The 20,098-nt window shown below is 73.5% G+C and carries 20 protein-coding genes; 10 read left to right on the forward strand and 10 right to left on the reverse strand.

Annotated elements, in window-relative coordinates; translation table 11 throughout:
- Positions 1–164: 164 nt before the first annotated feature.
- On the reverse strand, positions 165–1,418 hold the full coding sequence (locus IF43_RS0127450; RefSeq protein ID WP_030206264.1) for an MFS transporter: 1,254 nt from the start codon (positions 1,416–1,418) through the stop codon (positions 165–167).
- Between the two features lie 117 nt (positions 1,419–1,535).
- On the reverse strand, positions 1,536–2,045 hold the full coding sequence (locus IF43_RS0127455) for a hypothetical protein (protein WP_030206265.1): 510 nt from the start codon (positions 2,043–2,045) through the stop codon (positions 1,536–1,538).
- Between the two features lie 259 nt (positions 2,046–2,304).
- On the opposite strand from IF43_RS0127455, the gene IF43_RS0127460 reads away from it, so the two are divergent.
- Together IF43_RS0127460 and IF43_RS0127465 are read left to right on the forward strand one after the other, a co-directional pair.
- On the forward strand, positions 2,305–3,297 hold the full coding sequence (locus IF43_RS0127460) for a GlxA family transcriptional regulator (RefSeq protein ID WP_030206268.1): 993 nt from the start codon (positions 2,305–2,307) through the stop codon (positions 3,295–3,297).
- A 129-nt stretch (positions 3,298–3,426) separates the two neighbouring features.
- A complete protein-coding gene (locus IF43_RS0127465; protein ID WP_078910495.1) occupies positions 3,427–4,095 on the forward strand; it encodes an isochorismatase family protein in 669 nt (222 codons plus the stop codon).
- Between the two features lie 40 nt (positions 4,096–4,135).
- Here the strand turns inward: IF43_RS0127465 and IF43_RS36960 are convergent, their stop codons facing one another.
- Genes IF43_RS36960 through IF43_RS0127485 form a run of 4 tightly spaced genes read right to left on the reverse strand, consistent with a single transcriptional unit; the run spans position 4,136 to position 6,301 of the window.
- Entirely contained in the window at positions 4,136–4,660 is a 525-nt protein-coding gene (locus tag IF43_RS36960) for an RICIN domain-containing protein (RefSeq protein WP_051796255.1), read from the reverse strand.
- A gap of 30 nt (positions 4,661–4,690) precedes the next feature.
- Positions 4,691–5,209 (reverse strand): RICIN domain-containing protein, encoded by a 519-nt coding sequence (locus IF43_RS0127475; RefSeq protein ID WP_051796257.1) that lies wholly within the window; start codon positions 5,207–5,209, stop codon positions 4,691–4,693.
- Positions 5,210–5,238: 29 nt separating this feature from the next.
- Positions 5,239–5,751 (reverse strand): RICIN domain-containing protein, encoded by a 513-nt coding sequence (locus IF43_RS0127480; RefSeq protein WP_051796260.1) that lies wholly within the window; start codon positions 5,749–5,751, stop codon positions 5,239–5,241.
- Positions 5,752–5,785: 34 nt separating this feature from the next.
- Positions 5,786–6,301 carry an RICIN domain-containing protein gene (locus IF43_RS0127485; RefSeq protein WP_051796263.1) on the reverse strand — a complete coding sequence of 172 codons (516 nt, stop codon included), beginning with the start codon at positions 6,299–6,301 and terminating at the stop codon, positions 5,786–5,788.
- Positions 6,302–6,673: 372 nt separating this feature from the next.
- On the opposite strand from IF43_RS0127485, the gene IF43_RS0127490 reads away from it, so the two are divergent.
- From IF43_RS0127490 to IF43_RS0127510, 5 genes are all read left to right on the forward strand, one after another.
- The gene (locus IF43_RS0127490; RefSeq protein ID WP_030206281.1) at positions 6,674–7,096 is read left to right on the forward strand and encodes a hypothetical protein; all 423 of its coding nucleotides are present in this window, start codon (positions 6,674–6,676) and stop codon (positions 7,094–7,096) included.
- Positions 7,097–7,181: 85 nt separating this feature from the next.
- Positions 7,182–7,592: a hypothetical protein gene (locus tag IF43_RS0127495; protein ID WP_030206283.1), complete on the forward strand. Its 411-nt coding sequence runs from the start codon at positions 7,182–7,184 to the stop codon at positions 7,590–7,592.
- Between the two features lie 123 nt (positions 7,593–7,715).
- Positions 7,716–8,456, forward strand: a complete 741-nt coding sequence (locus IF43_RS0127500; protein WP_030206284.1) for an ATP-binding cassette domain-containing protein — start codon at positions 7,716–7,718, stop codon at positions 8,454–8,456.
- Between the two features lie 3 nt (positions 8,457–8,459).
- Positions 8,460–9,719, forward strand: a complete 1,260-nt coding sequence (locus tag IF43_RS0127505) for a hypothetical protein (protein ID WP_030206285.1) — start codon at positions 8,460–8,462, stop codon at positions 9,717–9,719.
- On the forward strand, positions 9,716–10,306 hold the full coding sequence (locus IF43_RS0127510; RefSeq protein ID WP_051796265.1) for a hypothetical protein: 591 nt from the start codon (positions 9,716–9,718) through the stop codon (positions 10,304–10,306). Before IF43_RS0127505 ends, IF43_RS0127510 begins: the two co-directional genes overlap by 4 nt.
- A 105-nt stretch (positions 10,307–10,411) precedes the next feature.
- On the opposite strand, the gene IF43_RS0127515 is transcribed toward IF43_RS0127510, so the two are convergent.
- Positions 10,412–10,954 carry an RICIN domain-containing protein gene (locus IF43_RS0127515; protein WP_158939517.1) on the reverse strand — a complete coding sequence of 181 codons (543 nt, stop codon included), beginning with the start codon at positions 10,952–10,954 and terminating at the stop codon, positions 10,412–10,414.
- Between the two features lie 7 nt (positions 10,955–10,961).
- Positions 10,962–12,107, reverse strand: a complete 1,146-nt coding sequence (locus tag IF43_RS0127520; protein ID WP_234332555.1) for a helix-turn-helix domain-containing protein — start codon at positions 12,105–12,107, stop codon at positions 10,962–10,964.
- Positions 12,108–12,482: 375 nt separating this feature from the next.
- Between IF43_RS0127520 and IF43_RS36965 the strand changes: the two genes are divergently transcribed.
- Together IF43_RS36965 and IF43_RS0127530 are read left to right on the forward strand one after the other, a co-directional pair.
- Positions 12,483–13,409 carry a hypothetical protein gene (locus tag IF43_RS36965; protein WP_051796270.1) on the forward strand — a complete coding sequence of 309 codons (927 nt, stop codon included), beginning with the start codon at positions 12,483–12,485 and terminating at the stop codon, positions 13,407–13,409.
- A gap of 87 nt (positions 13,410–13,496) precedes the next feature.
- Positions 13,497–13,958, forward strand: coding sequence for a hypothetical protein (locus IF43_RS0127530; protein ID WP_030206297.1), 462 nt, complete (start codon positions 13,497–13,499; stop codon positions 13,956–13,958).
- Between the two features lie 92 nt (positions 13,959–14,050).
- Here IF43_RS0127530 and IF43_RS36970 read toward each other — a convergent pair whose 3' ends face one another.
- The gene (locus IF43_RS36970) at positions 14,051–16,006 is read right to left on the reverse strand and encodes an RICIN domain-containing protein (protein ID WP_037890276.1); all 1,956 of its coding nucleotides are present in this window, start codon (positions 16,004–16,006) and stop codon (positions 14,051–14,053) included.
- A gap of 267 nt (positions 16,007–16,273) precedes the next feature.
- Positions 16,274–18,400, reverse strand: a complete 2,127-nt coding sequence (locus IF43_RS0127540) for a SpoIIE family protein phosphatase (protein ID WP_030206299.1) — start codon at positions 18,398–18,400, stop codon at positions 16,274–16,276.
- A 355-nt stretch (positions 18,401–18,755) separates the two neighbouring features.
- On the opposite strand from IF43_RS0127540, the gene IF43_RS0127545 reads away from it, so the two are divergent.
- Positions 18,756–20,060 (forward strand): cytochrome P450, encoded by a 1,305-nt coding sequence (locus tag IF43_RS0127545; protein ID WP_199922796.1) that lies wholly within the window; start codon positions 18,756–18,758, stop codon positions 20,058–20,060.
- Positions 20,061–20,098: the final 38 nt, after the last annotated feature.

Consider the following 20,098-nt stretch of genomic DNA (forward strand, 5'->3'; position numbering starts at 1 on the left):
CCGATCACGTGCGGGCGGATAGGCGCCGACCCTATCCGGCCCCGCGCGCGAAGATCACGCCGCCCCCGGCCGACTCTCCACCGCGCGGACGGAGTTGCGGCGGTGGCGCGGCGGTTGGACCGCGAGGGACGGGCCCTCGGCCGCCCCGTCGGCCCGGTGCGCGGTCACGCCGGCCGGTGCCCGGCCGCATCCGACGCCTGCTTCGGGGCGGCCGCCGGGGCGGCCGGACCGGCGCCGACCGCCTCCCGGTCCCGTCCGGCCGGGACCAGGTGCCGTACCAGGGCGGTGCCGGCGAGCAGGCCGACCAGCGCGCACACGGCCGGCCAACCGAAGGCGGCGTACGCCCGGACGCCGAGCCACGAGCCGACGGTGCCGCCCGAGTACGCACAGGTCATGTAGGCCGTGTTCAGGCGGCTGCGGGCGTCCGCGCGCAGGGCGTACATCCGCGACTGGTTGGCGACCGCGCCGGACTGCATGGCGACGTCCAGGAGCAGGATGCCCGCGGTCAGGGCGACGAGACCGACCGTCCCGCCCAGGGCTCCGGCCGCGAGGACCACGGCCGCGGAGAGGATCCCGAGCAGCGTCACCAGGTTCACCGGGCCGGGGCCGTACCGGTCCACCAGGCGTCCGGCGTACGGAGTGCACAGCATCGTGGCGGCGCCGACCAGGGCGAGGACGCCGACGGCCGAGGTGCCGTACCCGTACTCGGGGCCGGTCAGGAGCAGCGCCACACAGGTCCAGGCCGCCGAGAAGCCGCCGAACGCGGCGGCCTGGTACAGGCAGGAGCGGCGCAGCTCCGGCTCGGTGCGCAGCAGGCGCAGGGGTTCGGCCAGGAAGCGGACGTACGGGAGGCGGGCGGCGTCGGGGGCCGGGGTGGTGGCCGGCGCCGCGTACGCCATGACCCCGGCCAGTACCAGGGTGACCGCCGCAGCCACCAGGTAGGGTGCCCGCCAGCCCAGCCACTCGCCCAGCGTCCCGCTGAACGCACGGGCCAGCAGCATGCCGCCCGTCGAGCCGCTCAACAGCGTGCCGAGCACCGCGCCCCGGCGCTCGGGCGCCACCAGCCCGGCCGCCAGCGGGCCGATGATCTGCGCGGCCACCGTGGTGAGTCCGACCAGGACGCTCGCCGCGACCAGGGGCGGCAGCGACGGGGCGCAGCCCGCGCCGAGCAGGGCCAGGCCGGCCAGGGCGAGCAGCACGACCAGCAGCGTGCGGTGCCGGAACCGGTCGCCGAGCGGCACCAGGAAGACCATGCCCGCCGTGTAGCCGATCTGGGTGGCCGTCACCACCACGGTGGCGGTGTCGGGGGAGACGCCCAGGCCGGTGGCGATGAGCGGGCCCACGGCCTGCGGGAAGTAGAGGTTGCCCACGGCCACGGCGCAGGTCACGGCCAGGATCAGCACGAGTCGACGGCTCATACCCGAAGTCCACGCCACCGACCGCGCCCTGCCAAACGATGTAGCCCTGGGCTAAACGGTCCGGCCTCCCGGACGCCCGCCGCGCGGTCGGTGGGCGTCCGGGAGGGAACGTCGGGTTCAGCAGCCGCCGCAGTTGAAGTACGTGACGTCCCAGTGGTTGCCCTCGTCGGCGTACAGGTTGCCGGCGCCGGACTTCCACTGGGGTGCCCCGTCGCCGCGCAGGCCGACGTAGGCGAAGGTGTTCTTGATGTAGGTGCCGATGCACGTGTACTTGGCGAAGTCCAGCTTGTAGCCGTTCCAGTGCGAGTACGTGCCGGACGCGTGCCCGGTCTCGGTCCCGCCGGTGATGTTGAGGGCGCAGCCGCTCGCGCCCTTGAGGGTCTGGGCGCCCTGGGCAGTCGCGAGGTTGAGCTGCTCGAAGGAGGTACAGGTGGGGTTGTTGCGGTCGGAGCAGCCGCCGGACGAGGACCAGGTGATGCCCGAACTCCGGAACATCGAGGTCGCGGTGGCGTGACTGATCTTGGTGGCGGCGTGGGCGTCCGTCGCGCCCGTGAGCACGCCGACACCGGGGGCGAAAAGGGCGCCGAGGACGAGGGCGAGTGCGCTGAGGACCGGGCGAACCTTCATGGCGTGTCTCTCCTGCGGGTCACCGTGCGGAATGGGACGGGCGTGCAGGTGGGGCCCGGAGTGCCGACCGGGCACACCGATGGTGCCCGACCGCCCGGCGCCCCCGCCAGGGGGCCGGGCCCGCGGCGGAGGACCGTGCCCCCGCCGGGGTGCGGGGCCGCTGTCGCCGGCCGTCGCCCCGGGCCGGACGTGCGCCGCGGCAGGATGTGACAGAAGCCCGTCATTGTGGTCGTGCGGGGTGCGCGGCGAGGATGGGCGCATGTCCACCACGTCCACCACCCGCCGCGTCGTCATCGCGGTCTTCCCCGATGTCGACCTCCTCGACGTCACCGGTCCGGCCGAGGTGTTCGCGCTGGCCGACCGCGAGACGGGCGGCCGGGCGGGCTACGAGGTGCTGCTGGCCGCACCGGGGGCCGGGACCGTCACCACCTCGGCGGGGGTGCGGCTCGTCGCCGACCTGTCGTTCGCCGAGGTCGACGGGGTCATGGACACCCTGCTGGTGCCGGGGGCGGTGGACGTGCACCCGGACGGACCGGTCGCCCGGATCGACCGGGACGTGGTGGCGTGGCTCGGGAGGGTCGCGCCGCTGGCCCGCCGGGTGGCCTCGGTGTGCGTGGGCGCGCACCTGCTGGCCGCCGCGGGGCTGCTGGACGGCAGGACGGCCACCACCCACTGGTCGACCGCCGCCCAACTGGCCGCCGACCACCCGGCGGTGACGGTGGACCCCGACCCGATCTTCGTACGGTCCGGCAACGTGTGGACCGGCGCCGGGATCAGCGCCTGCATGGACCTCGCGCTGGCGCTGGTCGCCGACGACCTGGGGGAGGAGGTGGCGCTGGCCGTGGCCCGGCAACTGGTCATGTACCTCAAGAGGCAGGGCGGACAGAGCCAGTTCTCGGTCCCGCTGAGCCGGCCGCCGGCCGCCCGAAGGGACATCGACGAGCTGCGCGTGTTCATCGCCGAGCACCTCGACGACGACCTGTCGGCGGCCGCGCTGGCGGCGCGGATGTGTCTGAGCGAGCGCCATTTCGCCCGGGTCTTCCGCCAGGAGACCGGCACGACGCCGGCGGCGTACGTCGAGGCCGCCCGGGTGGAGGCGGTCCGCCGGCTGCTGGAGAGCACCGACGAGCCGCTGGACCGGGTGGCCGCGGACAGCGGGCTGGGCTCGGTGGAGACCCTGCACCGCGCGCTGCGCAAACAGATCGGGACCACCCCGGCGGCCTACCGGCGCCGCTTCCGCACCACGGGCTGAGGCCTTCCCCCCTCCCGTACCCGTTTCGTCCGCCCCGGGCGGGCGCCGGCGTGCGGTCCCTCCGGGGCCGCCCGGCGGAGCCCGCCGCATCACTTCACTTCACTTCACTCGAACAGGAGTTCCCTACCCATGTCCTCGTCCACGTCCTCGTCCCCGTCCACGCCCGAGTTCACGTCCACGCCCCCGTCCCCGTCCCCGTCCAAGACGCTGCGCGACGTCATCGGCCTCGACGACCGCCTCCCCCGGCTCGCCGACAGCACCGTCGTCCTGATCGACTTCCAGAACACCTACCGCACCGGCGTGATGGCCCTCGAAGGCGCCGAAGAGGCCCTGGCGGCCGGGGCCCGCCTGCTGGCCGCCGCCCGTGCCGCCGGGGCCCGCGTCGTCCACGTCGTCAACGACGGCGGCGCGGACACCCCGTACGACATCCGCGCCGAGATCGGCGCCATCAGCGCCGAGGTGGCCCCGGCCGACGGGGAGCCGGTGGTCGTCAAGGCGGTGCCCAACGCCTTCCACGGCACCGACCTGGAGAAGACCCTGCGCGACCTGGGTGCAGGCGAGGACCTGGTGCTCGCCGGCTTCATGACCCACATGTGCGTCGCCTTCACCGCGCAGGGGGCCTTCAACCTCGGTTTCCGCCCCACCGTCGTCGCCGAGGCCACCGCCACCCGGCCGCTCACCGCCCCCGACGGCACCGTCGTGTCCGCGGCCGCGCTCCGGACGGCGGCGCTGACCACCGTGGCCGACCTGTTCGGCGTCGTGGCCGCAACGGTCGCCGACCTCACCGCCCGCCCCTGACGTCGCCGTACCGGCGATCCGGCGCCGGTGGTGGCGCAGGTCAGTACCAGGTCTGGTTCTTGCCCCAGTGGCAGTCCCACTGGGTGGCGGGGGCGCCGTTGTCCTTGGACCAGCCGCCTATCTCCAGGCACTTGCCGCTGTTCACGTTGACGAGGACGGAGGTCATGTCCTGGTCGCCCACCTCGTAGACGTTCCACTGCTGGTTGGCGCCTCCGTGGCAGTCCCACTGGCCGATGGCGGCGCCGTTGTCCTTGGACCAGCCCTTGACCTCCAGGCACTTGCCGCTGTTCTTGTTGTAGATGAGCTGGCCGGAGCCGTAGGGCACGCCCATCCACAGCTGGTTGTCGCCGATGTGGCAGGCCCACTGATTGACGCCGGCTCCGTTGTCCTTGGACCAGCCGCCCACTTCGAGGCACTTGCTGCTGTTGCGGTTGGACAACGGGTTCCACCGGGACAGATCGACCGCGGCCGATGCGGGCGAGGCGGGCAGGCCCAGTGTGATCAGCAGGGCGCCGCCGGCGGCTCCCAGGGTGCGGCGGAGGTTCTTGGGCGTGGTGAATCGCATGGTGGTCTCCTTGAGGCTGTCGGGTGTGGACTAGTACCAGTCCTGGTTCAGGCCGCCGTGGCAGTCCCACTGGGTGGCGGGCGCGCCGTTGTCGGTGCGCCAGTCACCCATCTCCAGGCACTTGCCGCTGTTCACGTTGACCAGGGTCGCCGTGTCGCTGAAGCCTTCGAAGCGCACCATCCACTGCTGGTTGGCGCCGCCGTGGCAGTCCCACTGGCCGATGGCGGCCCCGTTGGCCCTGGACCAGCCCTTGACTTCAAGGCACTTGCCGCTGTTCTTGTTGTAGATGAGGTAGCCGCTGCCGGAGGGGGTCCCCGCCCAGTACTGGTTGGCACCGGCGTGGCAGTCCCACTGGTTGACGGCGGCGCCGTTGTCGGTGGACCAGCCGCCCACCTCCAGGCACTTGCTGCTGTTGAGGTTGGACAGCCAACGCCACTGGGACAGGTCGACGGCGGCCGCGGGAGAGGTGGGCAGGGCGAGGGAGACGAGCAGGGCGCCCACGGCTGCACCCAGGGTGCGGCGGAGGTTCCCGGCCGGCTTGGATCGCATGGTGTTCTCCTTGGAGGACGGCGGTGTGGTCAGACCCACCACTGGTTCTCACCCCAGTGGCAGTCCCATTGGGTGGCCGGGGCGCCGTTGTCGTAACTCCAGCCGGCGATCTCCAGGCACTTGCCGCTGTTCACGTTGATCAGGGCGAACGTGTAGGAGGTGCTCTGGCGCACCTTCCACTGCTGGTTGGCGCCTCCGTGGCAGTCCCACTGGCCGATGGCGGCACCGTTGTCCTTGGACCAGCCCTTGACTTCAAGGCACTTGCCGCTGTTCCTGTTGCGGAGGAGGTAGCCGCTCCCGGAGGGGGTGCCCTCCCAGAACTGGTTGTCGCCGCCGTGGCAGTCCCACTGGTTGACGGCGGCGCCGTTGTCGGTGGACCAGCCGCCCACCTCCAGGCACTTGTTGCCGTTGAGGTTGACCACGGTGCCCCAGGGCATGTCGAGGGCGGCCGCGGGAGAGGCGGGGAGGGCGAGGAGGGCGAGCAGGGCGCCGCCGGCCGCTCCCAGGGTGCGGCGGAGGTTCTTGGCTGTTTCGAATCGCATGGTGTTCTCCTGGAGGGCGGGGTGTCGGACGGGATCAGGCCCAGACCTGGTTGTCGCCCCGGTGGCAGTCCCACTGCGTGGCAGGGGCACCGTTGTCGATGCGCCAGCCGCCGATCTCCAGGCACTTGCCGCTGTTCACGTTGGTCAGGAGCAGGATGCCTTCGCCCAGGACCTCCGTCTTCCACTGCTGGTTGGCGCCGCCGTGGCAGTCCCACTGGTCGATCTGGGCCCCGTTGTCCTTGGACCAGCCCTTGACCTCCAGGCACTTGCCGCTGTGCGCGTTGACGATGAGCCGGCCCTCGCCGTAGCGGATGCCCTTCCACCTCTGGTTGTCGCCGTCGTGGCAGTCCCACTGGTCGACGCCGGCGCCGTTGTCGGTGGACCAGCCGCCCACCTCCAGGCACTTGGCGCTCTTCCAGTTGGCGAGGAAGTACCACTCGTTCAGGTCGGCGGCGGTGGCCGGCGCTGAGGGCAGGGCCAGCGAGATGAGCAGCGCGCCGCCGGCGGCACTCAGCACGCGGCGGACGGACGTGGCGATGTTCAGGTGCACGGAAATATCCCCTCATGCGACCAGTGAAGGTCGACTTTCAGCCCGCAGCGGGCGAATGGTGTGTGACCGCGTCAGCCCTGTCGAGAGGGCGTCGGTCGTCAGGGCCGGAACCAGGCCTGGCGTCAGGGGAGTTTTCCCCGGTCGCGGTGCTTGACGTACTGCTGCCGGCCGGCCGACACCCGATTAAACCTTTCCGGGCACGGAGACAACTGCGCGATCCGTGCAGCGTTGTTCGATGTTCCGTGCAGGGTCCGGTTTGTCCCTCCGTACTCCCGTTAGCGTTCAGGTCGCCTCGGGGGGAGGCTCCGCACCACGTCTCCTCCCTCCCGCACGCCCTCACGCAGGGCCGACGAGTAGGGAAAGGGGAAACCGATGAGTACCCGGCGCAGGAAGGCGGCCGGCCTGCTGGCAGGTGTTGCGCTCCTCGGCTTCGGCGGCATCACGCCGGCGAACGCGGGCGTCACCGCGGAAGGCCAGTTCGAGTCGGAAATCAAGTGGTGGACGGCTCCGACGGAGTCCCGCCGCTGGTCGGACAACAACGACACCTGGGACTACACCGGCATCTACTTCGCGGGATGCCGGTCGGACGACGACTACCGGGGCTACGACTACGCGTCACTGCGCCTGTGGAAGTACGTCTCCTACGCCCCGGACCGCAACAAGGGCACCCGGGACAACCACTGCGGGTGGGTGGACTACGGCGATCCGGACGACGCGGGCACCTACTACTTCTCGCTGGTGGACGTCGGGAACGGCGACTACATCGAGATCGACTACGTCAAGGTCGCCTGGTAGCCGCCGGCCGGATCAGGGTCGGGTCTCCGATCCGCGAGGGTGCCGTCCGCTGGGGGCGGCGCCGGACACATGGAAGAGGTATCAAGTGAAGATCGGTTCGAAGTCGTTGGCCGGGGCGGTGGCCGGTGCCGCGCTCCTGGGTGCGGTGTCGGTGATTCCGGCGCACGCCGCAGAGGGGTGGTTCGAGTCCAGCATCGGCTCGTGGCACGTGGACAACGAGTCGCGTCGCTGGTGGGACAACAACGACACCTGGGACTACACCGGCATCTACTTCGCGGACTGCGTCACGGACGGCGGTGACGGGTTCCGGTTCGCCGACCTCCGGCTGTGGAAGGTCGTCGACGGCGCTCCGGACCGCGACAAGGGGAACAAGAGGAACTACTGCGGGTGGGTGGACTACGGCGACCCCAACTCGCGGGGCAACTACTACTTCGAGCTGACGGACGTGTCCAGCGGCTCGTACCTCTCCGTCGACTACGTGAAGGTCGCCTGGTAGTGCGCGTGCTGACCACGTAGGGGGAGGGTCCCGGTGGGTTCAGCACCGGGACCCTCGCCCGTCCACTGTCCCACGACCACAGCCGTCCCGCCGGCAGCGGGGTGGCGGATTGCGCGTTCCTCCATGTCTCTGGTTTTTGATCGTGTGTCGTTCCGGTACGGGCGCAAGACGCCTGTTTTCAGCGAGTTCAGTCTCCGGATCGATGCGCGGGCCACGGTCCTCCTCGGCCCGAACGGAGCCGGCAAGTCCACGCTGATGGCCCTCGCCGCCTCCCACCTGTCCCCCTCCGCCGGGTCGGTCACCTTCGACGGAGGCACCGCGAAGGGCCGCCATCTGGCCGCCTACCGCGAGCGCGTGGCGTGGATCCCCCAGCAGATCACCCCCATGCCCGGGCTGACCGTACGGGAACAGGTCGCCTATGCGGGATGGCTCAAGGGCATGCCGAAGGCCCTCGCGTGGAAGGCGTCCGAGGACGCGCTGCGCCGCGTCGACCTCACCCGTCTCGCGGACCGCAGGAGCCACCAGGTGTCCGGCGGGCAGCTCCGCCGCATGGGGATCGCGGGGGCGCTGACCCACCGCAGTGGGCTGATCCTGATGGACGAGCCGACCGCCGGCCTCGACCCCACGCAGCGCCAGGTGTTCCGTGAGCTCGTCGACGACCTCGCCGGCAGCGTGCAGGTGATCGTCTCCACACACCAGACCGAGGACCTCGCGGACCTGTACACGCACGTGGCCGTCCTCGCCCACGGCGAGATCTGCTTCCAGGGCGACCCCGCCGACTTCCACGCCCTGGCACCGGCCGACACCGGCGGACGCCGGCAGGCCGAAGCCGCCTACGTGAAGCTCGTCGGACGGGAGATCTGACCGATGCGCGTCTCCACTCTCCTGCGGTCCTCCTCGGCCGGAACCATGCTCGTCTTCCTGGCCGGCTACGTCCTGCTGCTCCTGTCGGAGGCGATCACCTCGTCCGCCGTTCCCGGATACGGGCCGTCCGTCCTCGGCAGCGCCTCCTACACGATCCCCTTCGCCGCGGCCGCCTGCGCGGCGAGCGGAGCATGGGAGGGCGCACGCCTGCGCCGGGGCAACGTCTTCGGGCAGACCCCTGCCCGCGGCCGGCTCGCCGTCGCGCTGCCGCTGCTGGTCCCGGTGTGGGCCATGGGCGTCGCCGGGATGCTCGTCGCGGTCGGTGTCGCGGTCTCGGCCGCGGGAACGCTCCCGTCCCTTTCCCACCTGGGCATGTTCGCGGTGTACGCGCTGCTGATGGCGGCCGCCACGCTGGCCGGACACCTCCTGGGCGGCCGACTTCCGCAGCTTGCGGCCGCACCGTTGGCCATGGTCGCCGGGTTCTGCCTGACCGCGTTCCCCGGATCCTGGGACACCCCGTGGCCCCGCCACCTGGTCGCCGGCGCGTACGACAGCTGCTGCTCGGTCGGATCGGTCATCGACCCCGTGGCCGTGTGGGCGCCGCTCCTGTTCACCGGCGGCATCACCACCGCATGCCTCCTCGCGATCGCCCGGGCCGGCCGCTGGAAGCCCCTGGCCGCCCTGGTCGCCGCGTCCGCGGCCTCGGTGCTCCTGGTCATCGACATGGACTACGAGCCGGTCGCCGACCGGAACCCCGAGGCCTTGGTCTGCGACACCGCCGGCGTCCCCGAGGTGTGCCTGTGGCCCGAGACCCCGGGACGCGCCCGGATCGCGGCGATCACCCGCACCTACAGCGGCCGCCTGAAGGGCGCCGGGCTCCCCGTGCCCTCCTCCCTCACCCAGAACCGGGACCTCAAGCCCGGGCAGGCCGGCTTCGGAGGCAGCGGTCAGGTCCGCGAGCAGGACATCGCCGCCAACCTCGCCCACACCCTCCTTCCCCGCATCCCCGAATGCGCCCGAACCAGCCACAGGTACCCGGCGTTTCCCGCGCGGGGACCGCTCACCGCCTGGCTGACCGCCATCGCCGAACAAGCCCCCCCGGCGCCGGTCCGGGGCCGCGTCTCCCCCGACGACGCCAGACTCACCGAGAAGGTCCTCGCGCTGCCGTCCGACCGGCAGCGCGCCTGGTACGAGACGAACCGGGCGGCGCTCACCGGCTGCGACCAGGGGCCGGCCCTGAACCCCGAAGGGGCGGGCCGGTGAACTGGTGGGCCGCATCCCGGAACGTCCCCACCCTCGCCGCCGTCACCGCCGTGACGGTCGGCGCGGGCATGGCGTTCGGACAGAGCCGCATCCCCGTACCCGCGATGGTCGGCGGGGCCGGACGCTTCCTCCTCGCCGCGCTGATCACCGTCGTCCCCGCCGTGGCGTGGCTCGCCTCCACCGGCCGCGCCCGGGACGCCACCGAAGCGGTGGCCGTGCGGGCCGTGCACCGCTTCGACACCGCCCTCGCCGCCGCCTGCGCAACCCTCGCCCTGAACATGGCCGTCCTCGGACACGTCGCGGGCGCCGACCCCGTGGCCCTGGCGATCGGCCGGAACACCGCCTTCTACCTCGGCCTGGCGCTCGTCCTCAACCCCCTCGCCGGCGCCCGGATCGCCGCCCCGCTCCTCACCGCCGTACCCCTGGTCCTCGCCGTCGGAGGGTGGCGGAGCGGCGGCCGCGGACCGCAGCCGTGGGCCGTCGTCCTGCACCCGGCAACCAGCATGCCCGCCCTCCTGGCGGGCGTCGCGGTCCTGGTCGCCGGGGCGGCGTTCAGCAGCCTCAAGCCGCCGCGCGGAACGTTCTGACCGTGGGCTCCGACGGTGAGGCCCCTGGGCGTGCGCGTGAGCGCGGCTCCTCCGCCCAGGGGCACGAGCCGCCCGGCGTGGGCCGCGCCGGCCCGGAGCATGGTGTCACGACGCGTCGGCAGCGAAGAACAGCTGGTTTCCCCCGTAGTGGCAGTCCCATTGGCGGGCCGGAGCGCCGTCGTCCGTACGCCAGTCCGCGATTTCGAGGCACTTGCCGCTGTGCACGTTCTGAAGGACCACGTAGTCGGTCCCGTCAACAGTGGTACCCATCCAGTTCCACTGCTGGCTGGCCCCTCCGTGGCAGTCCCACTGCCGTACCGCGGCACCGTTCGTGCGGCTCCAGTCGGCGACCTCGAGGCACTTGCCGCTGTGGCCGTTGTACAGCAGGTCTCCTGCACCGCCCTTGTCCCAGAACCACCACAGCTGGTTGTTCCCCGGATGGCAGTCCCACTGCCCGACCGCACCACCGTTGGCGGTGCTCCACCCGGCGACCTCGAGGCACTTGACGCTGTTGTGGTTGCTGAGCCTCTGCCAGTTGCTGCCGATGCTCGCGGACGCGGGCGGCGCGGGGAGGCACAGGGTCACGAACGCACCCGCCGCAACCGTCCCTACGGCGCGGCGAACGAACGTGGCTGTTTTGTCTGTCATGGACATCTCATTCTCTTGGGGCGGTGTCTCCGGACGAGAATGTAGGCGGGCGCAGCGCGCGCAGGTGTGCGTGGCGTGCAGGGATTCCGTCCTCTGCGTGCCGTGGGGCGGCCTGGGAGAGCGCACGGTGTTCGGTCGGGGTGATCCCGTAGGCCTCGCGGAACGCCCGGCTGAAGGCGGTGGCGCTCGAGAAGCCCCAGCGAGCCGCGATCGCCTGGACGGGCTGACCGCTCAGTTCCCCGCCCGCGAGGTCGGTGTGGGCGCGCTCCAGCCGGCTTCGGCGGATGTGTGCCGCGATGGTCAGGGGCTGGTCGCCGAAGAGGACGTAGAGGCGCCGCAGGGACATGTTGTGCCGATCGGCGATCATCTGGGGAGTCAGGCCCGGGTCGCCGAGGTTGTTCTCGATGAAGCGGTGGATCCGCTGCAGTGTCTCCTGCGCACGGGCCTCGGTGGGCGCCTGGCCGGGGTCACCGAGCTGCCGGGCGAGGAACGCGGTGGCCAGGTCGAGTGCGACGGACCCCATCCCGCGCCGCTCCTCCGAGCGGCAGTCCGGGCCGTACGCGAGCAGCGTCCTCAGGAAGTCGGCGAGGACTGCCCCCGACCCCGTGTCTGCGGCCAAGCCCGTCGCGAGGAGGCGGTCCACACGGTCGGGGCGCAACGCCACGGCCTGACGGGGGATCTGCATGACCACCGACTCGATCTGCCCGCCTATGCACGCCCCCTCACTCGGCCGTGAGGTGTCCGTCAGCACGAGTCCCCCCGCGACCACCGACTCGTTGCGTCGCTGGGAGATCCTCAAAGACCCTCGGGTGACGAGCGCCAGCTGCAGGTGCTCGGGATCGCCGCGCCGGACATGGGACAAGGTGCGGCGCGAAAGCACCGGTGAGCAAGCCACTACGGACAGCCGCACCACGCCGAGATCCAGGTCCGTGATGCTCGCCCGGAAGTCGGCCGCATGGCGTGTGCTGAGCGATACGGGCATCACATCGGTGGACACTGCCTCGCAGAACCAGTCGAACGTGCTCTCGCTCGCCCCGACAGCATCCGGCGCAACCGGCGACTCCATGCGATCCCCCAACCTCGACGTGGCCGCGCTCCGGCCCTTCACCGGCCGTCGCACCGCCGTGCTCCACCCCACCGCTGCCTTGATCATTATCGGGCACCTGCTGCTGGCGGGGCCCAGCGGCGCGCGTCAGCCGGGAACGGACGGTCCGCGCTCACGCCGTGACCGGGCTGCCGCACCGTCCCCCCGACCCCGGTTGTCCGCGGACAACCGGGGTTGTCCGGCCACCTCGACGCCCTGACCTGCGCCGTCGCTCCCCGCGGGGACGGTCAGCCCAGACCGCCCCCCAGAGTGGTGCACGGCCCGTCGCCCCGGCCCCCTGGGGCGGCCGCACGCCGCGGTTGCCCCGGTCCCCGTGGCGGCCGCGCCGCGGACCACGCCCCGCGTCCCGGCAGGCGCGCCCCGTCGCTCGGGTCGCGGCCGATCGCCCCGAATCCCCCGTACGCCCGACCCTGGAGGTTAGCGTTGTCCCGACTGCGCAACGTGGTCCCGGCGGCCGTGCTGTCGCTCGCCGTACTCGGTACCGGAGCGGCAGTCCTCCGTCCCGGACCGGCCGGAACCACCGCGACCGCCGCGCCGGTCCCCGACCGCCCGGGTCCCGCCCGCCGGTCCGCGGCACCGGCGCCCCGCCCGCCGACCGAGGCCGAGCTGGACCTGCTGCACGACGCCCGCGAGCTCCTGTTGCGCGACTGCATGCGGGCCGAGGGCTTCGTGTACCGGCCCGTACCGCGCCGGCCGCTCGCCGACGCCCGGGACTTCCCGCTGGTCGTCACCGACGTCGCCTGGGCCCGGCGGCACGGCTACGGCGGTGACCTGCGGCGCGCCGCCGAGCGCCTGGCCCGCGACGACCCCAACCAGCGCTACTTCCGCGGTCTCGACCCCGCCCGCCGGGCCCGGGCCCTGGTCGCGGCGAACGGGGCCCGCCCGGACGGGCCCACCGTCCGTACCCCCGACGGCGCCCGGCTCGGGCGGAGCGCGGACGGCTGCCAGTCCGATGCGGACCGCCGGCTGTACGGGGACCTGGCCCGCTGGTTCCGGGCCCGGTCCACCCTCACCTCCCTGACCGCCCTCACCGACGACCGCGTGGCCGCCGACCCGGACTACGCCCGGGCCCTGCAGCCCTGGTCGGCGTGCATGCGGGACAGGGGACACGCGTTCGCCGGTCCCGCCGCCGTCCGCGACACGTTCCCCCTGCCACGCGGCGCCGAGCTCCCGCTGGCCGTCGACGAGGCGGTCTGCGCCCGGTCCTCCGGGCTGGCCGGCACCGTCGAGCGGCTGCACCGGACGCACGAGCTCCGGCTGCACCGGCAGTACCGGGCCGACGTGGCCGACGCGTACCGGCTCCAGTCGGCCGCGCTGCCCCGGGCCCGCGCGGTGGTCGCGGCCGGCTGAACCCGAGCCGCACCGACCACCCCCGATACCGCACCACCCCATGCAACGACAGTCCAGTCCCTGACCTCCGACACCAGGAGAACCAGCATGCGTTCGTTACGGACCCTCACCGCCGCCACCGCCCTGGCCACGGCCGCGCTCCTCGCCACGCCGCTCGCCGCGGAGGCGGCCGCCGCGCCGGCCTCCGTCCCCACCACCGCGACGGCGGCCGCCCGGCCGGCGCCGCAGGTGGCGGACCCCAACGGCTACGTCTACGCCTGGTACGACGTCAACTTCCAGAACCTGTGCGGCTGGTGGACCGGCAACGCCGCCAACTGGGGCGACTGCTGGAACCGCGCGAGCTCGCTGTGGAACAACCGCTACCCGGGCGCCAACGACGACATCTTCGTCTACTGGGGGCTGAACTGCAGCAAGGCCCGCCGCGGCGTGTACAACGGCGTCTACCTCGCGGACCTCACCCAGTGGCCGTTCGACTGGGGCACCGGCCAGGGCTCCGGTACGTCCCTCAACGACAACATCGCCTCCCACTGCGTGACCAACCTCCCCTAGCCTTCCGCGAACGGGGGACCGCGGGAGCGGTCGGCCCCGCCCCGGCCCCCATCGGGTGGGAGCGGGGCCGGCCGGCGTCGTCGGGAGCCCGGTCAGGCGCGCCACAGCACCCAGGGCTCCTCGACGCACCCGCCCTGGCGGGCCTGCTCCGACTCCCCGCCCCCGGAGCGGACGGTCACGCACTTCCCGCTGTTCCGGCTGGCCAGGTGCCAGGCGCGGAACCGCGGACTGTAGCGGAAGGTCCAGAACTGGTCGCGGAACAGACCCCCCTCGTCACCGCAGAGGAACTGGGTGACGACGGCGTCGTCCGCCGTGCTCGCGGCGTCGACGGACAGGCACAGGCCGTTGTGCCGGTTGCGCACCGCGTACACCGGTCCGGAAGGGCCCGTCGCCTCCAGCGTGAGCTGCCAGAACTGCTCGGCACCGGCTCCGCAGTGGTTCTGCACGACACCGACCGACGGTACGTCGTTCCCGCGCGGCGCCGACAGGCACATGTCACTCGCGGCGTTGGTCAGCCGCAGTGGGCCCGTCGGCAGCGGGGGCGTGCCGTCCGTCGGGCTCGGCGTCGGGGACGGGGACGCGCTGGGGGAGGCGCTGGGCCGGGGCGGGGTCGAGGCGCCGGACGGCGGTACGGGCCCCGGCGACCGCGGTGCGGCCGGGGTCGGAGGCAGGGCCCCGGTGGTCGGGCGGCCCGTCGTCGGGGCGGCGGCCGTCGGCGTCGGGCCGGGAACGGTCGACGGACCCGTCGCGGTCGGCGGCGGCGTGCCCGGTGCGGGGCCGCCGGATCCGACCCCCGGTCCGCCGGTCGCCACGGGCGCGGCCGACTGGCCCCGCCCGGTGAGCAGCCCGCCCACCAGGGCTCCGCCGAGCGCGGCCGCGACGAGCAGGAGGGCGCCGGTCACCGCGAGCAGGGCGACCGGTGCCGTCGACCGCCGGTCGGCCCCCGGCCGTCCGGCGCCGGATATCGCGACGGCGCCGCCCGGGTGTACGGGGGCGAGCTCCGCGGCCGGACCGCCGCGGCCCACGGCGGCGGGCGGCGCCGCGGCCGGTGCGTGGTCCATGCGCTCCAGGACGACCCCCTCGAGCACCTCCTCGTCCCAGCCGTCCGGCACCTGCCGCCCGTCCCACCGGTCCGGAACCGGGCCGTGGCCGGCCGCCCCCGCCCGGTCCCCGAGCGGGTCCGCGCCCCGGTCCCCGAGCGGGTCCGCACCCCGGTCCCCGGTACGGATCCCGCGCCGGGCCACGGCGTGCAACCGCCGCACGCCCTCGCGGTGCAGCTCCAGTTCGCTGCCCACCCGGACCAGGGCCAGGGTGAGTTCGGGACCGGCGCCGGCGTCGTGCCCGTGATCGGCGGCGCGCAGATGGGCCTGGGCGAGGGCCTCGCGGGCAGCCGCCCGTACCGCACACGCCGACCCCAACTCGCCCACGGCGGCGGCCAGATCGACGGTGACGGGCACCGGCTCCGCCGGCCGCCCGGCGTCGGAGCCGGTGCCGGTGCCGGAGTCCGGGTCCTCACGAACACCGGCGTGCGGGCCCGCCGGCGCCGTGGCGTCATGACCCGCCGCAGCACCCCCGTCCGGAGCGTTCGGAGCCACCGGGACCTCGCCGTCCGGGACCGGTCCGGCCGGCTGCCCGGCGCCGGTCCGGTCGTGGAGCACGGTGATGACCGCCAGCAGGGTCTTCACCAGCCGCGCCGACTCCGCGAGGTCGGCCTCGGCCTGCCGCAACGCCGCGTCGACGCTGGGCTCCGGCGCACTCGCGGCCTCCGCCGCGAGTGCTGCGTCGTGCAGTCGACGGGCCCGCTCCAGCACGGTGTCCCTGCCCCGCGCGTCGCGCACCCGGTCCCTGATGACGGTGCCGAGCCGGCCGAAGGGGACGATCCGGGCCCCCGACCGGTACTCGCTCCACAGCGTCCGGCCGCCCCCGTACCGGCCGGCGAGCTCGCGGACGGTGAGCCCGTCGGTCATCTCCAGGAGGAAGGCGGCCAGTTCGTTGGCCGCGCTGGTGGCCCCCTTCATCGCGCCCTGGGGACGCCCGGTTCTCGCCATGCCCGACTCCTGTCGTCCGTCCGCGCCCCGGGTCCGGGGCCCGAACAGGGAACACGGGCCGATCACAGGTGTCCACGTTCCGCCGTCGCCTCGACCCGAAACGGGCAGGAAGCGTCTGAAAGAGGTAGGCGCATGATGCCCGGAACCCCGACGACCCGGTACTCCCCACTGCGCCGGCCCTCGGCCGGAACACACCGCCAGGTCCCCGATGCGCCGCCGCCCCCGAGCCACCGCCCGCTGCGCCCGACCACCCCCGGTCCGCCCCGCTCAGCCCCGTGCCGCCCCGCCCCCGGCACGGCCCGTGCGGTGCACCCGGGCCAGCATCAACACCGTGTCGTCGGTGGGGGCTTCAGGCAGGAGGCGGGCCAGGATCCGGTCGGCGGCCGCCTCCAGGCCCTCGGCCGAGCCCGCCCGCGCGCTGCCCGCCTCCTCCGAGAGCGCCCGGTGCAGCCCGGCCAGCCCGACGTCGAGGTCCCGGCCGCGGGCCTCGACCAGCCCGTCCGTGTACAGGGCGAGGACGGACCCCTCGGGCAGCTCGACCCCGGTCGACCGGAACGGTACGCCCCCCACGCCGAGCGGCACGCCGAGCACGTCCCCGAGCGGGCGAACCGAGCCGTCCGGGTGCCGCGCGAGCGGCGGCGGATGGCCGGCGTTCCCGATGCGCGCCCGCCCCGTGTCCGGGTCGTACACGAGGTACAGGCAGGTGGCGAGCTCGATTCCGGCCTCCCGCGCGCACACGTCGAGCTCCGCGAGTACCTCCTCGGGCCGCTCGGTGTAGCGGGCGACCGCCTTGGCCGTGGTGTGCAGCCGCCCCATCGCCGCGGCGGCCGGCACGCCGTGGCCCATGACGTCCCCGACGACCAGCGCGATCCGGCCCCCGGCCAGGGACAGCACGTCGTACCAGTCGCCGCCGACCTCGGTGACGCGGCCGCCGGGGAGGTAGCGGTGGGCGACGTCGACGTACGGGCTGGTGGCCGGTGCGCTCGGCAGCAGGGCCCGCTGCAGCGTGAGGGCGATGTCCTGGACCCGGCTGTAGAGGAGGGCGTTGTCCAGGGAGAGCGCCGCCCGGGAGGCGAGCTCGCCCGCTAGCTGCAGGTCGGCCTCGGTGAAGGCGGGCCGGGCGGTGCCGCGGCCGAACATCGTGATGCCCTGGACCGTGCCGCGGGCGACGAGCGGGGCGATCACGAGGGACGCCAGTCCGCTGTGGAGGAGCCGCCCGGCCCGCTCCTTGTGCACCACGGTACGGGCGGCGAAGTCCGCGTCCACCTGCACGGCGATCGGGCGGCCGGTGCGCAGCATGTCGTGGATGGCGGAGGCGGGCGGATAGGTCACCGTGTCCAGTTCGGCGAGCATCTCGGGTGCGGGTGGCGGCAGTACGGTGTGCGCGGCGATGCGGCGCGTGACCAGGGGCCGCGCCGGGTCGAACGGGACCGCCTCGTCTGCCCACTGGACGAGCTCCACGACCGAGCCGTCGCAGAACTCCGGCACAACCGCCCCGACCAGCTCCCCGGCGGTCACCCGGACGTCGAGGGTCGTGCCGATGCGCGCCGAGGCGCGGTCGAGCAGCTCGAGCCGCCGCCGCGCCGCCGCGGCCTCCACGATGGCCCGCTCGCGGTCCGTGACGTCCAGCAGCACCCCGCCGCAGCCGCGCCGGGAGTCCCCGGCCCCGCTGAGCGGGAAGAAGCTGACCGAGCGCACCTGCTCGACGTCCCCGGCGGTGCGCACGGCGACGAGGGCGCCGACCACCGGCGGTCCGCCGGCCGCGACCCGGCGCAGCATCCTCAGGTACGCGCCCCGGTCGTGGACCGGGGTGACCTCGTCCACGCGCCGGCCGAAGTGCTCGGCCAGCGGTACGCCGTCCATGTCGGCCAGGGCCTGGTTGAGATGGACGTACCGCAGCTCCTCGTCGAGCATCGCCAGCCCGATGGGGCAGCTCTCGAAGAGGGAGTCGAGGAAGGACAGGTTCGTCTTGACGCGGTCGAGGTCCACCCCGTTGCTGGCCAGCACCATGACGTCGGAGCCGCCGGTGCCGGTGACGGGGAAGCCGCGGAAGCCGCAGTCGAACACCGTGCCGTCGCGGTGCAGGGCGGGCATGCGGACCCGCCAGTAGCCGAGGGTCCGGGCCCGCTCGGCGAGCAGGGCGCCGGGATCGGGCGCACCGGGGTCCGGGGTGGGGAAGAGCACGGTCGACGGGCGGCCCAGCACGTCGCGGGCGGGGTGTCCGAAGAGCTCCCGCGCGCCCGGCCCCCACGAGCAGACCCGGTCGTCTTCGTCGAGGCCGAAGACGGCGACCGCGACCTGTTCCAGCAGCGAGCCCGCCTCGGACCGGATCGGGCTGCTCCACGACCGCTCCGCTCCCGCGGCAGGTTCCTCCCCCGGCAGGCGCGATGCCATCGGACCCCCTTCGGGTGCGGCGCCCCGGTCGGCTCCCTCAATTCTGCGCAGCGGACGACGGGCGTGCGAACGCTGGGGCTCGGCGGTGGTCCGGCGGCCGTGCGGGCCCGGGACGGGGCGCGCACCGCACGTCGGCGCGTGCACCGCGCGTCGGCGGGCGGGCCCTTTCGGAGGTGCTGCGCTGACTGCGCCGAAGAATTACCTGCATGAAAGAAGAGATCGGGCGAACGGAACGATCGGGAGGTGGACCCGGCCGGGTCGAGCCCGCACCCCCCGACTACGCTCCGCCTACACCCGTCGGTAACCGGCCCTTGCCGGCCACGACCCTCCGATCTCGACGATGCGAGCCCCACTCATGCTCATGTCCCTCCGCTCCTGGGCCACAACGTGGTTGACCCGCCTCCTGCTGGTGCGCCTGCGCAAGCAGGGCGGCCTCGACCTGTCCGTGCTCAGGAGGCTCCCCGACGCCGCGCTGATGCCGCTGCACCGGGACGGCCTCGATCCCGTCGCACCGCTCGGCGAGCTCCGCGACCGCGAACCGGTCAGCCGGCTGCCGATACCCGGAGCGACGGTCTGGCTGGTGTCGGGGTACGCGGAGGCGAAGCAGGTCCTGGGCGACGCGGGGGCGTTCAGCAACGACTTCCGGCACCTGGTGGGCACCGCCGCGTCGGAGGCGGACGAGAACCCCGGAGGACTCGGCTTCTGCGACCCGCCGGACCACACCCGGCTGCGCCGCCTGCTCACGCCCGAGTTCACGATGCGCCGGCTGAACCGGCTCACGCCCCGCATCCACGCCATCGTCGAGGAGCAGCTCGCCCAGCTGGAGAAGGCGGCCCAGGCCGACCCGGACGGCCGGGCCGACTTCGTCGAGCACTTCGCGATGCCCGTCCCCGCCCTCGTCATCTGCGAACTGCTCGGCATACCGTACGAGGAGCGCGACGCGTTCCAGGAGTTCTCCGTGGCCCGCTTCGACGTGGTCGGCGGCACCGCCGCCTCGTTCGGTGCCGTCGCCCAGTCCCTCGAGTACCTGCGCGGCGTCGTGGCCGCGCAGCGCCGCGACCCGGGCGACGGCCTGCTCGGCATGCTCATACGCGAGCACGGTGACGCGGTCACCGACGAGGAGCTGGCCGGACTCGCCGACGGGGTCCTGACCGGGGGCCTGGAGACCACCGCCAGCATGCTGGCCCTCGGTACGCTCATCATGCTCCAGGACCGCGAGCACTTCGACGCCCTGCAGCGGGCCGAGGACCCGGCCGCCGTCGCGGCCCCGTTCGTCGAGGAGCTGCTGCGCTACCTGACCGTGGTCCAGACCGCCTTCCCGCGCTTCGCCCGCGAGGACGTCGAGGTCGGCGGCGTACCGATCGCGAGCGGCGACATCGTGATCGTCTCGCTCAGCGCCGCGGACCGCGACCCGCGCCTCGGGGAGGACATGGAGGCCTTCGACCCGTCGCGCCCGCCCACCCCCTCGCACCTGGCCTTCGGCCACGGCATCCACCGGTGCATAGGCGCCGAACTCGGCAAGATGGAGCTGCGCGCCGCCTTCCCGCAGCTGGTCGCGCGCTTCCCCGGGCTGCGGCTGGCCGTGCCGTCGGCCGAGCTGGAGTTCCGAAGGCTCTCGATCGTCTACGGCGTCGACACCCTGCCCGTACACGTGGACTGACGAGCCGTCGTCACCCTCCCGCGCCGCCCGTGCGTCCG

The sequence above is a fragment of the Streptomyces sp. NRRL S-87 genome (assembly GCF_000719335.1).
GTDB lineage: Bacteria > Actinomycetota > Actinomycetes > Streptomycetales > Streptomycetaceae > Streptomyces.

Excerpts from the sequence above, each read along its gene's own strand:
- IF43_RS0127490 (WP_030206281.1), top strand. The coding sequence starts at position 6,674 with ATGAGTACCCGGCGCAGGAAGGCGGCCGGCCTGCTGGCAGGTGTTGCG.
- IF43_RS0127545 (WP_199922796.1), top strand. The coding sequence starts at position 18,756 with ATGCTCATGTCCCTCCGCTCCTGGGCCACAACGTGGTTGACCCGCCTC.
- IF43_RS0127540 (WP_030206299.1), bottom strand. The coding sequence starts at position 18,400 with ATGGCATCGCGCCTGCCGGGGGAGGAACCTGCCGCGGGAGCGGAGCGG.
- IF43_RS36970 (WP_037890276.1), bottom strand. The coding sequence starts at position 16,006 with ATGGCGAGAACCGGGCGTCCCCAGGGCGCGATGAAGGGGGCCACCAGC.
- IF43_RS0127465 (WP_078910495.1), top strand. The coding sequence starts at position 3,427 with ATGTCCTCGTCCACGTCCTCGTCCCCGTCCACGCCCGAGTTCACGTCC.
- IF43_RS0127450 (WP_030206264.1), bottom strand. The coding sequence starts at position 1,418 with ATGAGCCGTCGACTCGTGCTGATCCTGGCCGTGACCTGCGCCGTGGCC.
- IF43_RS0127515 (WP_158939517.1), bottom strand. The coding sequence starts at position 10,954 with ATGACAGACAAAACAGCCACGTTCGTTCGCCGCGCCGTAGGGACGGTT.
- IF43_RS0127500 (WP_030206284.1), top strand. The coding sequence starts at position 7,716 with ATGTCTCTGGTTTTTGATCGTGTGTCGTTCCGGTACGGGCGCAAGACG.
- IF43_RS0127480 (WP_051796260.1), bottom strand. The coding sequence starts at position 5,751 with ATGCGATTCGAAACAGCCAAGAACCTCCGCCGCACCCTGGGAGCGGCC.
- IF43_RS0127505 (WP_030206285.1), top strand. The coding sequence starts at position 8,460 with ATGCGCGTCTCCACTCTCCTGCGGTCCTCCTCGGCCGGAACCATGCTC.
- IF43_RS0127455 (WP_030206265.1), bottom strand. The coding sequence starts at position 2,045 with ATGAAGGTTCGCCCGGTCCTCAGCGCACTCGCCCTCGTCCTCGGCGCC.
- IF43_RS36960 (WP_051796255.1), bottom strand. The coding sequence starts at position 4,660 with ATGCGATTCACCACGCCCAAGAACCTCCGCCGCACCCTGGGAGCCGCC.
- IF43_RS0127530 (WP_030206297.1), top strand. The coding sequence starts at position 13,497 with ATGCGTTCGTTACGGACCCTCACCGCCGCCACCGCCCTGGCCACGGCC.
- IF43_RS0127520 (WP_234332555.1), bottom strand. The coding sequence starts at position 12,107 with ATGATCAAGGCAGCGGTGGGGTGGAGCACGGCGGTGCGACGGCCGGTG.
- IF43_RS0127475 (WP_051796257.1), bottom strand. The coding sequence starts at position 5,209 with ATGCGATCCAAGCCGGCCGGGAACCTCCGCCGCACCCTGGGTGCAGCC.
- IF43_RS0127460 (WP_030206268.1), top strand. The coding sequence starts at position 2,305 with ATGTCCACCACGTCCACCACCCGCCGCGTCGTCATCGCGGTCTTCCCC.